Source organism: Sulfitobacter mediterraneus, from assembly GCF_003054325.1.
Classification (GTDB): Bacteria; Pseudomonadota; Alphaproteobacteria; order Rhodobacterales; family Rhodobacteraceae; genus Sulfitobacter; species Sulfitobacter mediterraneus.
Window position 1 is genome coordinate 350519 of record NZ_QBKU01000004.1, and the last position, 13564, is coordinate 364082.

The window sequence follows — 13564 nt, forward strand, 5'->3', positions numbered from 1 at the left end:
CCCGCCTGCCTATGTTAAGGCCAAACACATTACGGGGCGGACGCAGCTTTGGTCATCTCACGCATTGCCGATGGCATCTGGCGGCAGGTTGAAACGGTGCAAGACACCGTGTCAGAGACATTTTTTGAGCCGGTGATCCGTCTTGGCGTGACCGGCTTGGCGCGGTCGGGCAAAACCGTGTTCATCACCTCGCTGGTGGCCAATCTGCTGGACCGTGGCCGGATGCCGGGGCTTTTGGCCGCGTCCGAGGGGCGGATTGAGGCGGCGTTTTTGCAGCCGCAGCCCGATGACACCGTGCCGCGCTTTGACTATGAAAACCACCTTGCCGCGCTGACCGGCCCTGCGCCACATTGGCCCGACAGCACGCGGGCAATATCTGAGCTGCGCCTGTCGCTCAAAGTGCGCCCAAACGGGCTTTTGTCCGGATTGCAGGGGCCGCGCACCATCCATCTGGATATTGTCGATTACCCCGGCGAATGGCTGCTGGATCTGGGCTTGATGGAGCGCAGCTATGAAGACTGGTCCAACGACACCCTAAGCCGCATTGAAAGCAGGAGCGCCGCTGAGGCGTTTGTCGCGCTGGCCAAGACCGCGGATCCCGAGGCCAAACACCAAGAGACTTTGGCGCAGGATCTGGCGCGGGAATTTGCCAGCTATCTACAAGCCGCGCGGCAAGACGGCTTTTCCGATTGCACGCCGGGGCGGTTTCTGTTGCCCGGTGATCTGGCCGGATCGCCGGTGCTGACCTTTGCGCCCTTGCGCACGGATGGCCCGTCAAATCGCGGGTCTTTGCACCGCGAAATGGCACGGCGGTTCGAGGCCTACAAAAAACGTGTGGTGCAGCCGTTTTTCCGCGATCACTTTGCCCGGATCGACCGCCAGGTGGTCTTGGTTGATGCGCTGGGCGCGATCCATCAAGGGCCGCAGGCGGTTGAGGACTTGCGCGCGGCGCTGAGCGAGACATTGTCGGCGTTCCGGCCCGGCAACAACGGGTTTCTCAGCAACCTGTTGCGTGGCAAACGGGTGGAGAAGATCCTGTTTGCGGCCACCAAAGCGGATCATCTTCATCATCAACAACATCCGCGCCTGACCGCGATCATGCAGGCGCTGGTGCGCGAGGCACAAGATCGGGCACAATACGCAGGCGCTGGCACAGCTGCATTGTCCATCGCCTCGCTCAGGGCGACGACGGAGGACGAGATGAAACATGGGGGCGATATGTTGCCGGTGGTGCGCGGCACGTTGCTTGAAACCGGCAAGGAGGCGGCGTTTTACCCCGGCGACTTGCCGCAAGATCCGGCGCATCTGCTGACCCCAGCGCGGCAGGGGGCAGAGGCGTGGCTGGATCAGGACTATCAAGTGATGCGGTTTGCCCCGGCGCCGCTGAATCTGCGCCCCGGTGACGGGCCGCCGCATATCAGATTGGACCGTGCGGCAGAGTTCTTGTTCGGGGATCGGTTATGACGGTTCTGCGGGCGGCGCGGTCCACCGATGCCGGGGCTGTCGGAGGCATTTTGACCGAATTTGCCGCGACAACCGAATGGATGCCAAAGCTGCACAGCGGGGCCGAGGACATTGCCCATGCAGGTGCGATGATCAAACGTGGCTGGGTGACTGTGGCCGAACAGGACGGCGGCGTGATCGGGTTTGCCGCATGTGATGGCGCGGATCTGGATGCGCTTTACGTGGCGGCTAAGGCGAGGGGGCAGGGTGCCGGAACCGCGATCTTGGAGCATGTGATGGACCAGTATGACAGGCTGTCACTTTGGACATTTCAGGCCAACGAGGGGGCGCAGCGGTTTTACCTGCGCCACGGATTTGCCGAAGTGCAACGCACGGATGGTGCAACGACGGATGAAAAGCTGCCCGATGTGCGGTTTGAATGGCAAAGAAAGGGCGCGTGATGGCCAAAGGTCCGGTTCTGTTTGAGATCGAAGAAGAAGCTGCGCCGCGCCCGCAAGTGGCCGATGCGCCGCCGGTGCCTGATATCTTGCCGCCCGCGCCGCAGGGGCAGGCAATGCAGGTTGCGGCACGGTTGGCGGCGCGAAAGCCATCGCTGCTGGGCCGGTTGTTCTGGTGGGTGTCCGGGACTTTGGTCGGGGCGCTGGTGTCCATCACGGCGTGGACCTTTGTTACGGATCTGATGGCGCGGTATCCGTTGCTGGGCTGGGCGATGACGGTTCTGATCGGGGCGTTTGTGCTGGTGCTGACCTTGATGGGCCTGCGCGAGATGGCGGCGTTTGGCCGCCTCTCGAAGCTGGACGGGCTGCGCCATGATGCGGGGCAGGCTTTGGCGCAGGAGGATCTGGGCGCGGCGCGGTCGGTGACGGACCGTTTGGTACGGCTCTATAAGGGGCGCGAGGACACGCGCTGGGGCCGGGATCGCCTGAAGGAGCTGCGCGCCGATCAGATGGACGCTGAGGGGTTGTTGCATCTGGCCGAGGCGGAACTGCTGGCGCCACTGGATCAGGCCGCCAGCCGCGAGGTTGAAGCCGCAGCGCGTCAGGTGGCAACGGTGACGGCGCTGGTGCCGCTGGCGTTGGCGGATGTGGTGGCGGCGCTGAGCGCGAACCTGCGGATGATCCGGCGGGTGGCCGAGATCTATGGCGGGCGGTCCGGATTTTTCGGGTCTTGGCGGCTGACCCGTGCGGTGATGTCGCATCTGGTGGCGACGGGCGCGGTGGCGGTTGGCGATGATATGCTGGAGCCGTTTCTGGGCGGTTCGATTTTGGGCAAGCTCAGCCGCCGGTTTGGCGAAGGGTTGGTGAATGGTGCATTGACCGCCCGCGTTGGCGTGGCCGCAATGGAAGTCTGCCGGCCTTTGCCTTTTGCGCCCGAGCGGCGACCCAAGGTGCGCGGGATTGTAAAACGGGCCTTGGGCGGGCTTTTTGGCGCGAAGGGTTAGCGTTGCGCTTCTGGCTGTTGCGAAGGCGCGGCTGCGCCGCATTTGATTTATCAAGAATGGGGGCTTTGCCCCCAAACCCCCAGAGTTTTGCAGGCCAAAAAGGGCGATGACGGGGGCTTGTGGGGGCCAAGTTGCGAGCCTATAAGCGGGGCATGAGACGCATCACAGCGATCATTATTCGAATTATTTACCCGGCGCTCTGATACAGTGAGACGCCGGGCCGAGGTGTTTGAGACCATCGCACCGCCACTCCGAAACATTCCCCGAACGATTTGCCAAAGGACGCGACAGATGTGCGCCGATACGCCCGAGACACACGACTATAAATCCACGCTGAACCTGCCCAAGACCGATTTTCCGATGCGGGCGGGATTGCCCAAGCGCGAGCCAAACTGGCTGGCGCGCTGGGAAGAGATTGGCGTTTATGATCGCCTACGCGAGAAAGCGGGGCGCAAGCCCTTTACGCTGCATGATGGGCCGCCCTATGCCAACGGGCATTTGCACATCGGTCATGCGCTGAACAAAACCATCAAGGATATGATCGTGCGCAGCCATCAGATGATGGGCTTTGATGCGCGGTACATTCCGGGTTGGGATTGTCATGGCCTGCCGATCGAGTGGAAGATCGAGGAGCAGTACCGCAAGAAGGGCCGCGACAAGGATCAGGTGCCGATCAACGAGTTTCGCGGCGAATGCCGCGAGTTTGCCCGTGGTTGGGTGGATGTGCAGCGCGAGGAGTTCAAGCGGCTTGGCGTGCAGGGCAATTGGGCCGATCCCTACCTCACCATGGATTTTCATGCCGAGCGGGTGATCGCCGAGGAATTCATGAAGTTCCTGATGAATGGCACGCTGTATCAAGGCTCAAAGCCGGTGATGTGGTCGCCGGTGGAACAGACCGCATTGGCCGAGGCCGAGGTTGAGTATCACGATAAGGACAGTTTCACCATTTGGGTGAAGTTTGATGTGGTCGCGGACGGGGATCTGAGCGGGTCCAAGGTGGTGATCTGGACCACCACACCCTGGACCATGCCATCGAACAAGGCCGTGGTTTACGGCGCGGGCATTTCTTATGGCCTTTATGAGGTCACTGCGACGCCGGATGAATGCTGGGCCAATGTGGGTGATAAATATCTGTTGGCGGACAATCTGGCGGCGGATGTCTTTGGCCGCGCGCGGCTTGAGGACGGGCAGTGGACCCGTTTGCGCGATGTCACCAACGATGAGTTGGCGGGCATTTCGCTGAAGCATCCATTGGCCGGGACCGAAGGGGCGAACGGCGAATGGGATGATTTGCGCGATTTCCGTGCGGCCGAGTTTGTGACGGATACCGAAGGCACCGGCTTTGTGCATTGCGCGCCTTCGCATGGCCTAGAGGAATATGAACTTTATCGCGATTTGGGCATGTTGGCCGATGTGATCACCTACAACGTCAATCCTGACGGGCGGTTCCGCGATGATCTGCCGTTCTTTGGTGGCAAGGCGATCCTCAAGCCGAATGGCAAAGAGGGCAATGCCAATGCCGCGATCATCGACAAGCTGGTCGAGGTGGGCGGTTTGCTGGCACGCGGCAAGATCAAGCACAGCTATCCGCATTCTTGGCGCTCCAAAGCGCCGGTGATCTATCGCAACACGCCGCAGTGGTTTGCCGCGATTGACAAGGTTGTGGGTGACGGGCTCGACACGCATGGCAAGACCATCCGCGAGCGGGCCTTGACCGAGATCGACAATGTGAACTGGACCCCTAAATCCGGGCGCAACCGTTTGCATTCGATGATGGAGGCGCGGCCTGATTGGGTGCTTTCGCGCCAGCGGGCCTGGGGTGTGCCGCTGACCTGTTTCACCAAGAAAGGTGTTTTGCCCACGGATGATGATTTCCTGTTGCGCAATGCACAGGTGAACCGGCGGATCACGTCTGCGTTTGAGGACGAGGGCGCGGATGCATGGTATGAAGAGGGCGCCAAGCAGCGGTTCCTCGAGGGCATCGTGAACCCCGATGACTATGATCAGGTGACGGATATTCTGGACGTGTGGTTTGACAGTGGATCAACCCATGCCTTTACCCTGCGCGACCGCGAAGATGGCACCGAAGACGGCATCGCCGATGTCTATATGGAAGGCACCGACCAACACCGCGGTTGGTTCCATTCATCCTTGCTGCAATCTGTTGGCACCACGGGTCGTGCGCCTTACCGCAATGTGGTGACCCATGGTTTCACGCTGGATGCCAAGGGCATGAAGATGTCCAAATCCATCGGCAACACCATCGTGCCGGAAAAGATCGTGCAGCAATATGGCGCGGATATTCTGCGGCTTTGGGTGGCGCAAACCGATTATACAGCGGATCAGCGGATCGGCGATGAGATCCTCAAGGGTGTGGCCGACAGCTATCGCCGGTTGCGCAATACCATGCGTTATATGCTGGGGTCGCTGAATGATTTCACCGAAAGCGATCGGGTTGATCCGGCGGATATGCCTGAGCTGGAGCGTTGGGTGCTGCACCGTTTGGCCGAGTTGGACGCGCAGGTGCGCGATGGCTATGCCAAATTTGACTTTCAGGGGGTGTTTCAGGCGGTCTTTACCTTTGCCACGGTGGATCTGAGTGCGTTCTACTTCGATATCCGCAAGGATGCGCTTTATTGCGATGGCGACACCCTGCGCCGCCGGTCGGCGCGGACGGTGCTGGATATCCTGTTCCACCGGTTGACCACATGGCTTGCCCCCATCTTGGTGTTCACCACCGAAGAGATCTGGCTTGAACGTTTCCCTGGTGAAGGCAGTTCGGTGCATTTGACCGATATCCCTGAAACACCGCAAAGCTGGCTGGATGCAGATCTGGCGGCGAAAATGAAAGATGTTCGTACAATCCGGCGTGTAGTAACTGGAGCGCTTGAAGAAATGCGGGTTAGGAAAGAGATAGGTTCTTCCCTGGAAGCATGCGCAACTGTCTATTTAGGTGCGGACAGTCGTGTGCCGCTTGAAAAGACTGAAGTTTGGCCACTAGACAGGGAATATTTCGCGGATATTTGCATCGTTTCAGATATTCTGTTTTCAGAAGCAGAGCCGCCAGAAGGAGTATTTGAACTTGAGAGTCTTCCGAGCATCGGGGTGGTAATTGATAGGGCAATTGGCGACAAATGCGAACGTTGCTGGAAGGTCCTGCCGGATGTGGGCAGCCACAGCCATGGCGGCGTTTGCGGTCGGTGCGATACTGCGGTGGATGAGGCCAACGCGGTTTAAAATTTAAGGTGGGGATTTCCCCCACCTTTCCCCATCCGGTTCTTGCGCAAGAACCGGATTGCGGCGGGGGGCGCTTGCCCCCATCATAGCTGCATGAAACAGCGCAGCGTTCCCACACAATTTGGCAACCTGACCCTGACCGAAGAGGACGGGGCGATCACTCGTCTGGATTGGACCAGGGTCGGACAGCAGGACCGCTCATCCTTGCTTGATCGCGCGGCAGAGCAGCTGGCGGCCTATGCAGCGGGTGATCTGGAAGATTTTGATTTGCCACTGCGGGTTGCGGGCACCGATTTTCAGCGCGATGTCTGTGCGGCGATGTCCGCGATCCCCTTTGGCTATACCCGCACATATGGTGAGATTGCCAAGGCTCTGGGCGTTCCGGCGCAGGCTGTCGGACAGGCTTGCGGCGGCAATCCGATCCCGGTGATCATTCCTTGCCACCGGGTGATGGGGGCCAAAGGGTTGACCGGGTTTTCCGGGCGCGGCGGGGTTGAGACCAAAGTGGCGCTCTTGCGCCATGAGGGCGCGGCGGGCTTGTTGATCTGATCAATCTGCGGCGGTCATTGCAGTGTCATAGGGATGTTTGCGCACAAGGCCCAGCATCGCACCAAGCCCGATCAGTGCCAGCGGCACACAGGACAGGAACAGGATACGCGCCACGCTTGCGGCGTCTTCCGGGCCAGTCATGGTCAAGAAACCTGCGGCATTGGCGATGATCCCAACGTAGGCGGCACCAAGGGCATAGCCGATGCGTTGCACGGTGGGGATCGCCCCTGACACGCGCTGGATTTCATGTTCTGGCACAAGGGCGGTGATACGGCGCAGGATAAAGGTCCAGGCCAGACCGAAACCGCCGCCCTCTAGCCCGGCGAACAGTGCGATCAGCCAGATTGGCCCTGCGGGCACGGCATAGGCAAATCCGGGGATGCTGATGGTGGTCATGATCATGCCTGCGGCGATCCACAGCCGGTCCAGACGTTCGGGTGCGCCGCTTACGGTGACAGCGGCCAGCGTCCACCCGATGGAGGAGGCGGCGACGATATATCCGGCGGTCAGCGCAGAGATACCGTGGATCGTGGTCATCAGAAGGGGGCCATAGGCAAGGATGCCGATGGTTGCGATCGACAGCATCAGGATCATCAGCAGGGTTGCGCCGGTGGCGTTTCTGGGGTCCAGCGGCGCATTGGGCAGCAATCGGTCTGCGCCCGCCTGTCCATCGCGCCAGAGAAACCAGCCAAGGCAAGACAGGCCCGCAAGGATCAGCAGTGTGGACCGCACAGGCTCCACCCGGATACCACCTGCCGAGATCAGCACGACAGCGATGCATAGAACGGCAAGGCGCACCACCGGAAAGCGGCCGAGTGGGCCATCTTGGGGGAGGGGGCCAGTGCTGCCTTGCAGGGCGATCCAGATCGCGAGGCACATGGCCTGCACGGCAAAAAAGCCAAAGCCCCAGCGCCAGTTGGCATATTCAACGAACAGCCCACCCAGCAGCGGCCCAAGAAAGGCCGAAAGCCCCCAGAATGTCGACACCACGGCCAGCACCCGCGCGGCATAGCGGCGCGGAAACAGAACGCCCACCGCGACAAAGGCCATGGCCACCATGCCGCCACCGCCGAGGCCCTGCATCACCCGGCCAATCAGGACAACGCCCATGGTCGGGCTGACAGCGCTGAGCAAACAGCCCAAGCCAAAGAGGGCCGCTGCGACGCTCATCGGGCCGCGCAGCCCGTAGCGCATCGTCAAAAGCGCGGTGCCTGCGCCGGCGACGATGGACCCGATTTCATAGATGGACACGGTCCAGCTGACAAAGGCCGCTCCGCCAATGTCAGACACCATCGAGGGCAGCATCGTCGCCACGATCAGGCTGTCGGCGGCGTGCAGCCATACGGCAAGGCAGACCAGCGCCAAGGGGGCAGAATAGCCGCTGCGCATAAATTCACGCCAAGACACATAGCTGTCTTGTTGTGGCAACGGGGTGGCGGAATTTGGGGCGTCGGTCATGTCAAATCCTCTTGTTGCATTTCTGATGCAGGCTCAACCTAGGTTGAGGTCAAGAGGAAAATGCACCAGCCTATTTGGGTTCGGTCATCTGCTGCACAGCGCCGGCGCAAATCAGATAGACCGATGTGATGACCAAACCCCAGTGCGCCCAGCTTTCGGGATGAAAATCGACCCATGCCGCCCAGCCGGCAAAAAAGGTCCAGGCCAATGCCATGGGCAAAGTCACCGGGCGCCAGCGTTCGGTGCGCACGGGATGCACAAATTTGATCGGCAGGAACATGGTGATCGCCAGGGCCGATACGATAATCAGGCTGATCCACCATGCCGGTTGCAGGGCAAAAAGCACGATCACCAGCATATTCCAGCAGCCCGGAAAGCCGGAGAATGAATTGTCTTTGGTCTTCATTCTTGTGTCGGCAAAATACATCGCCGAGGCAAAGGTCACGATGATGATCATGGCCCAGCCGCTCCACCCGTCCATGAGCCCGGATTTGAACAGGGCGAAGGCAGGGATAAACACATAAGTCAGATAGTCGATGATCAGATCCAGCAGAACACCGTCAAATTCGGGCGCATTGGTTTTGACATCAAACCGTCGGGCCAGCGGGCCATCAATCCCATCCACAAAGAACGCGACGACCAGCCATAGGAACATCATGTCCCATTTGCCATCGACAGCCGCGAGCATTGCCAGCATGGCAAAAACGGCACCGGTTGCGGTGAAAAGATGAACAAGAAGGGCGCGCATATGTATGGTCATGTGGCAGGTGTCGCAAATCTGCGCGGGGGATGCAAAGGAAATGGCGCGGCAGGGTTGGCGCCCGGGGCGGGGATGTGGCAAACGCAGTGACGCCCGAAATTCCGCACTCGCGCGGACTTCGGGTTGACGCCTTGGCCGATTCCCACTAAAGCCAGCGAACCAGTTTCAGGGTCGCCCGCCGCGGCCCGTTTTATGTGTTGCGCCGACCCCTTGGCGCTGCACCACTAAACAAAAGGATAGACCCATGTCGCGCGTTTGCGAATTGACCGGAAAAGGCCCGATGACGGGCAACAACGTAAGCCACGCGAACAACAAGACGCGTCGCCGCTTTCTGCCGAACCTGAACGACACCACACTGCAGTCCGAAGCACTGGGCCGTTCGTTCAAACTCCGCATTTCTGCGGCTGCCCTGCGCAGCGTGGATCACCGTGGTGGCCTTGACAAGTTCCTGGCCAAGGCAAAAGACACTGAGCTGTCTGCCAACGCGCTGAAGATCAAAAAGGCAATCGCCAAATCCAGCGCAACAGCAGAAGCGCTGACCTGATCGGAAACTCCGAACAGTTTGAGATTAAGCAACCCCGGATCATCTGATCCGGGGTTGCGTCGTTTTGTACCTCGAATGTCCCGCTTGCATGAGCTAGAGCAGGGGCATGACACGCCGCTTGTTCTCATTTCTGATGGTTCTGGTTCTGGCGCTCACCAGCCAAAGCATGGCGGTGGCGCGCGGGGCTAATGCGGCCACGGGGCAGATGGTGCTGTGTACCGGCAGCGGGCCATCGGCGGTATATGTAGACGCCAGTGGTGCGCCGACCTCCGCGCCCCATATCTGCCCGGACGCAGCGCTGAATGTCCTGTTTGAGGTAGAGGCGCTGCAGATCAACGCACCGCAACAGGTGCTTTGCTTTGAAGCCGGCTGTACGCTGGCGTTGCCGGCTCCTATGGCGGTGCGTGTATTGACACCCCCATCACGGGCGCCGCCTGCCTTGATCTGACCCCAGCTAATTCAGATCAACCAAGGACAAGACAATGACAAATACACGTTTCTTCACAGCAGCTTCTGCTGCGCTTTTCATGTTGGCCGCTCCTGCATTTGCAGGTGAGATTATGGTCAAAGACCCCTATGCCCGCAGCTCAACGCCGTCCTCGCCGACGGGGGCCGCATTCATGACGCTGATGAATCACTCCGATCAGGATGACCGCCTGATTGCCGCCAGCTCAGACGTGGCGGGCCGGGTTGAACTGCATACCCATATCGAAGACGAAAACGGCGTGATGAAGATGACCGAGGTCGAAGGCGGAATCGCGTTGCCAGCGGGTGAGATGCATGCACTCAAGCGGGGCGGCGATCACGTGATGTTCATGGGGCTGAAGGCCCCGCTTGAGCAAGACGCAGAGATCACCGTGACGCTGACTTTTGAAAAGGCCGGCGACATGGAAGTGAAAATCCCTGTGGACCATACGCGCAAGCCAAAACACGGCGCGATGAGCCACTAAAGCTTGCACAGCGCGGGTTTCGGCCCGCGCTGTTTTCGTTTGTTTATCGAAAACGGATCGGAAAACTCGAATTTTCCGAGGTCACTGCCCTAAAATTTCTGCCACCCAGGCCGTGACCGTTTCGGAGGCTGGCCCCAGGCGGTGCTCTGCAAACTGGTTCCCGACAGCAGAACGTTCCAGATTGAACTCCAGCGTATGTGCGCCCGCGCGGCGCGCCTCTGCCACAAAACCAGCCGCCGGATAGACATTCCCAGAGGTGCCGATGGCGGCAAAAATATCCGCCTGTGTCAGGTGGTCGAACAGCAGATCCATCTCATAGGGCATCTCGCCGAACCAAACGATGTCAGGACGCGCCGCAGGCGCGTTGCAGCTGGGGCAGGGATCACCAACGGCCATGACCATGGGCGCAGGCCATCTGTGATCGCAGATCGCGCAAAGAGCACCTTTGAGGTGGCCATGCATGTGGTGCACGGTGTCTGAACCACCGCGTTCGTGCAGGTCATCGACGTTCTGGGTGATCACGACAACTTCGCCGGGATGCTCCGTCTCGAGCCGGGCCAGTGCTTTGTGCGCGGCGTTCGGATGAACCTCAGCAGCTTGCGCACGGCGGGCGTTGTAGAATTGCACAACCAGTTCCGGATCGCGGGCAAACCCTTCGGGTGTGGCCACATCCTCGACCCGGTGTTGCGCCCAAAGGCCATCTTCGGCGCGAAACGTTTCGATCCCGCTTTCTGCGGAAATTCCTGCACCGGTCAGTATGACGATTTTCGCGTTGGGCTGTGTCATCCAGTCGTGTCCCCGATCAGGTGGAATTTATCTGCAAGCCAAGGGCGGCGGGCGGTGGCGGGGCCGATCATATGGGCCTCCATCAGCCGTTGCATGGTGCGGGCAATATCACGCGGCACGGGCCCGGACCATTCCGATCCGGCAAAAAGCGAAATTTGCCGCGCCGCATCGGGAATCGGCAGGGCCATCACCCGCATGCCGTCGTGAAACCGGGTGGCCCGCATGTACCCCAAGGGTGTCGTAATCGCCCAACCGATTCCGCGTGCGACCATCGCCATAAGCGCCAGATGGCTGCCAATTTCAAAACGGGCCGAGAGTTCCAGATCCTGACCCTGAAGGAAACTGCTGATCTGCGTTTCGATCAACTGACCGGCGGCATAGTGCAAAAACGGGATCTCCGCCTCACCGGCCAGCAGTTGCTGGGCCTGTGCGCGGCTGCCCGCAGGGGTGACAATGATGAATGGATCGCGGGCCAGCGGGTATTCGATGACGCCGGGCACTTTTTCGCTGGTGCGGGCGGCGATGGCCATATGCAGGCTTTTGTCGCGGATCGCCTGTGCCAGTTCGTTGCTGCCTGCGGTGGTCATGCGAAACCGGCATCCGGTCAGGCTGTCGGCCAATATGGTGGCCAGCCTGGGCGTCAGATCATCGTCGAAATCGTCAATGATACCGAGGTTCAATTCGCCCAGATGCGCCAGATCCATCACGGTGACTTCGCTTTGTGCCAGCCGCAATTCGGACAGCGCGGCCTCTGACCGGCGCAGGAACAGGCGCCCTGCCGGGGTCAGGCGCATGGGGCGGCGGCCGTGATCTATCAACTCGGCGCCGACGGCAGTTTCGAGGTTGCGCATTTGCTGGCTCACCGCGGGTTGGCTGAGCCCGGTGATGGCGGCGGCTTGGGCCACTGATCCGGTCTGGGCAAGGGCCTCAAACACTTCGATGCCGCGCAAAGAGATCCCTTTTTTGAGCATGTCGTTCTCCCCTTGATTTCGGTTGTTTGAAACTATTGCGTCTTTCAGTCAAGTAAATATGAATTCTAGTGGGATTAGTTTATAGAAAGTGAAATAAGCGGGGACTGTCAGATCTGGCTTGAAGCAAGGGGGCGGGCATCGCAAACTGCGGCTGAAACAAGGGGATCCACCGATGAAAATTGCCAGTGCCGCCTATCCTTTGGATGTCTTGACGTCCTGGGCACAATTTGAAGACAAAATCGAAGCTTGGGTGGCGGACGCTGCGGGGGCAGGGGCCGATTTGCTGGTGTTTCCCGAATATGGCGCGATGGAGTTGGCCACGCTGGATGGATTGCAGGTTGCCGGTGATCTGGAGGCAAGCCTGTTTTCGGTCTCGGACCGGTTGCCGGATGCGGATGCCTTGCATGTCAAACTGGCGGCCACTTATGGCGTGCATATCATCGCAGCCTCCGGTCCGGCGGCAACGGATACCCGCCCGGTGAATCGTGCCCGGCTGATCACGCCCACCGGGCAGATCGGTGTGCAGGACAAGCAGATCATGACCCGGTTTGAAGGCGAGGTCTGGGATGTGGTGCCGGGCAACAACTTGCAGGTGTTTGACACCGCATTGGGCAAAATCGGCATTTTGATCTGCTATGACAGCGAATTTCCTTTGCTGGGCCGCGCCCTGACCGAATGTGATGTGATCGCCGTGCCAAGCGTCACCGAAACGCTGGCCGGATATTGGCGCGTGCGGATCGGATCCATGGCGCGGGCGCTGGAAAATCAATGCGTTACGGCGATGTCCTCAGTTGTTGGTGACGCCGAGTGGTCCGAGGCCTTGGGCACATCCTTTGGTGCTGGCGGCATCTACGGCCCGCCTGACAACGGCTTTCCCCCTACCGGTGTTCTGGCCGCAGGGGCGCTCAATGACCCGGTTTGGACCTATGCTGATGTGGATTTAGATCAAATTGCCAATGTCCGCGCGGATGGCATTGTTTTGAACCGGCGGCACTGGTCCGGGCAGGACGGGCGTGACCATCCTGCGACAAACGTCTCTTTGCGCTGATTGCCCCTTGAAATATTGGCAGAATGCGCCCATTTAAGCCTGCGCCCTCATTTTGGAGGGTATTTTGATCAAGGAGAGACCATGGCCAAGGAAGATACGCTCGAATTTCCCGGTGTCGTGAAGGAACTCTTGCCTAATGCGACGTTTCGGGTCGAGCTGGAAAACGGCCATGAGATCATCGCACATACGGCAGGCAAGATGCGCAAAAACCGCATCCGTGTTCTGGCTGGCGACAAGGTACAGGTGGAAATGACCCCCTATGATTTGACCAAGGGTCGGATCAACTACCGCTTTAAGTAAGACCAAATCGATGGCCGGGACCGCATCATGCAGTTGCACCCGGCCTTGACCCCCTG

At 59.8% G+C, this 13564-nt stretch carries 14 protein-coding genes; 10 read left to right on the forward strand and 4 right to left on the reverse strand.

Annotated elements, in window-relative coordinates:
• Positions 1-48 precede the first annotated feature (48 nt).
• The 5 genes from C8N31_RS09075 to C8N31_RS09095 all read left to right on the forward strand — a co-directional run bounded on the left by C8N31_RS09075 (position 49) and on the right by C8N31_RS09095 (position 6691).
• Entirely contained in the window at positions 49-1464 is a 1416-nt protein-coding gene (locus C8N31_RS09075; protein WP_025049860.1) for a YcjX family GTP-binding protein, read from the forward strand.
• Positions 1461-1904, forward strand: a complete 444-nt coding sequence (locus tag C8N31_RS09080; protein WP_025049861.1) for a GNAT family N-acetyltransferase — start codon at positions 1461-1463, stop codon at positions 1902-1904. The genes C8N31_RS09075 and C8N31_RS09080 overlap by 4 nt, the downstream gene beginning before the upstream one ends.
• Entirely contained in the window at positions 1904-2905 is a 1002-nt protein-coding gene (locus tag C8N31_RS09085) for a YcjF family protein (RefSeq protein ID WP_025049862.1), read from the forward strand. Before C8N31_RS09080 ends, C8N31_RS09085 begins: the two co-directional genes overlap by 1 nt.
• Before the next feature lie 291 nt (positions 2906-3196).
• Positions 3197-6142 (forward strand): isoleucine--tRNA ligase, encoded by a 2946-nt coding sequence (gene ileS, locus C8N31_RS09090; protein ID WP_025049863.1) that lies wholly within the window; start codon positions 3197-3199, stop codon positions 6140-6142.
• Between the two features lie 93 nt (positions 6143-6235).
• Complete coding sequence (locus C8N31_RS09095) at positions 6236-6691, forward strand: methylated-DNA--[protein]-cysteine S-methyltransferase (protein ID WP_025049864.1); 456 nt, start codon at positions 6236-6238, stop codon at positions 6689-6691.
• On the opposite strand, the gene C8N31_RS09100 is transcribed toward C8N31_RS09095, so the two are convergent.
• Both C8N31_RS09100 and C8N31_RS09105 read right to left on the reverse strand, forming a co-directional pair.
• Complete coding sequence (locus C8N31_RS09100) at positions 6692-8149, reverse strand: MFS transporter (RefSeq protein WP_025049865.1); 1458 nt, start codon at positions 8147-8149, stop codon at positions 6692-6694. It abuts the gene before it with no gap.
• 70 nt (positions 8150-8219) lie between these two features.
• Entirely contained in the window at positions 8220-8909 is a 690-nt protein-coding gene (locus tag C8N31_RS09105; protein WP_025049866.1) for a CDP-alcohol phosphatidyltransferase family protein, read from the reverse strand.
• Positions 8910-9153: 244 nt separating this feature from the next.
• Here C8N31_RS09105 and rpmB point away from each other — a divergent pair, with 244 nt between their 5' ends.
• From rpmB to C8N31_RS09120, 3 genes are all read left to right on the forward strand, one after another.
• The gene (gene rpmB / locus C8N31_RS09110) at positions 9154-9453 is read left to right on the forward strand and encodes a 50S ribosomal protein L28 (RefSeq protein ID WP_025049867.1); all 300 of its coding nucleotides are present in this window, start codon (positions 9154-9156) and stop codon (positions 9451-9453) included.
• Between the two features lie 106 nt (positions 9454-9559).
• Entirely contained in the window at positions 9560-9901 is a 342-nt protein-coding gene (locus C8N31_RS20550) for a hypothetical protein (RefSeq protein ID WP_025049868.1), read from the forward strand.
• Between the two features lie 34 nt (positions 9902-9935).
• Positions 9936-10403 carry a copper chaperone PCu(A)C gene (locus C8N31_RS09120; RefSeq protein WP_025049869.1) on the forward strand — a complete coding sequence of 156 codons (468 nt, stop codon included), beginning with the start codon at positions 9936-9938 and terminating at the stop codon, positions 10401-10403.
• 81 nt (positions 10404-10484) lie between these two features.
• Here C8N31_RS09120 and C8N31_RS09125 read toward each other — a convergent pair whose 3' ends face one another.
• Both C8N31_RS09125 and C8N31_RS09130 read right to left on the reverse strand, forming a co-directional pair.
• Positions 10485-11189, reverse strand: coding sequence for an NAD-dependent deacylase (locus C8N31_RS09125; protein ID WP_025049870.1), 705 nt, complete (start codon positions 11187-11189; stop codon positions 10485-10487).
• Positions 11186-12160: a LysR family transcriptional regulator gene (locus tag C8N31_RS09130; RefSeq protein WP_025049871.1), complete on the reverse strand. Its 975-nt coding sequence runs from the start codon at positions 12158-12160 to the stop codon at positions 11186-11188. The genes C8N31_RS09125 and C8N31_RS09130 overlap by 4 nt, the downstream gene beginning before the upstream one ends.
• 172 nt (positions 12161-12332) lie before the next feature.
• On the opposite strand from C8N31_RS09130, the gene C8N31_RS09135 reads away from it, so the two are divergent.
• Together C8N31_RS09135 and infA are read left to right on the forward strand one after the other, a co-directional pair.
• Positions 12333-13208, forward strand: coding sequence for a carbon-nitrogen hydrolase family protein (locus C8N31_RS09135; RefSeq protein ID WP_025049872.1), 876 nt, complete (start codon positions 12333-12335; stop codon positions 13206-13208).
• Between the two features lie 81 nt (positions 13209-13289).
• Positions 13290-13508 carry a translation initiation factor IF-1 gene (infA, locus tag C8N31_RS09140; protein ID WP_005978431.1) on the forward strand — a complete coding sequence of 73 codons (219 nt, stop codon included), beginning with the start codon at positions 13290-13292 and terminating at the stop codon, positions 13506-13508.
• Positions 13509-13564 lie beyond the last annotated feature (56 nt).

Coding starts and splice junctions, on each gene's coding strand:
- C8N31_RS09080 (WP_025049861.1), top strand. CDS start 1,461: ATGACGGTTCTGCGGGCGGCGCGGTCCACCGATGCCGGGGCTGTCGGA.
- C8N31_RS09085 (WP_025049862.1), top strand. CDS start 1,904: ATGGCCAAAGGTCCGGTTCTGTTTGAGATCGAAGAAGAAGCTGCGCCG.
- ileS (WP_025049863.1), top strand. CDS start 3,197: ATGTGCGCCGATACGCCCGAGACACACGACTATAAATCCACGCTGAAC.
- C8N31_RS09095 (WP_025049864.1), top strand. CDS start 6,236: ATGAAACAGCGCAGCGTTCCCACACAATTTGGCAACCTGACCCTGACC.
- C8N31_RS09100 (WP_025049865.1), bottom strand. CDS start 8,149: ATGACCGACGCCCCAAATTCCGCCACCCCGTTGCCACAACAAGACAGC.
- C8N31_RS09105 (WP_025049866.1), bottom strand. CDS start 8,909: ATGACCATACATATGCGCGCCCTTCTTGTTCATCTTTTCACCGCAACC.
- rpmB (WP_025049867.1), top strand. CDS start 9,154: ATGTCGCGCGTTTGCGAATTGACCGGAAAAGGCCCGATGACGGGCAAC.
- C8N31_RS20550 (WP_025049868.1), top strand. CDS start 9,560: ATGACACGCCGCTTGTTCTCATTTCTGATGGTTCTGGTTCTGGCGCTC.
- C8N31_RS09120 (WP_025049869.1), top strand. CDS start 9,936: ATGACAAATACACGTTTCTTCACAGCAGCTTCTGCTGCGCTTTTCATG.
- C8N31_RS09125 (WP_025049870.1), bottom strand. CDS start 11,189: ATGACACAGCCCAACGCGAAAATCGTCATACTGACCGGTGCAGGAATT.
- C8N31_RS09130 (WP_025049871.1), bottom strand. CDS start 12,160: ATGCTCAAAAAAGGGATCTCTTTGCGCGGCATCGAAGTGTTTGAGGCC.
- C8N31_RS09135 (WP_025049872.1), top strand. CDS start 12,333: ATGAAAATTGCCAGTGCCGCCTATCCTTTGGATGTCTTGACGTCCTGG.
- infA (WP_005978431.1), top strand. CDS start 13,290: ATGGCCAAGGAAGATACGCTCGAATTTCCCGGTGTCGTGAAGGAACTC.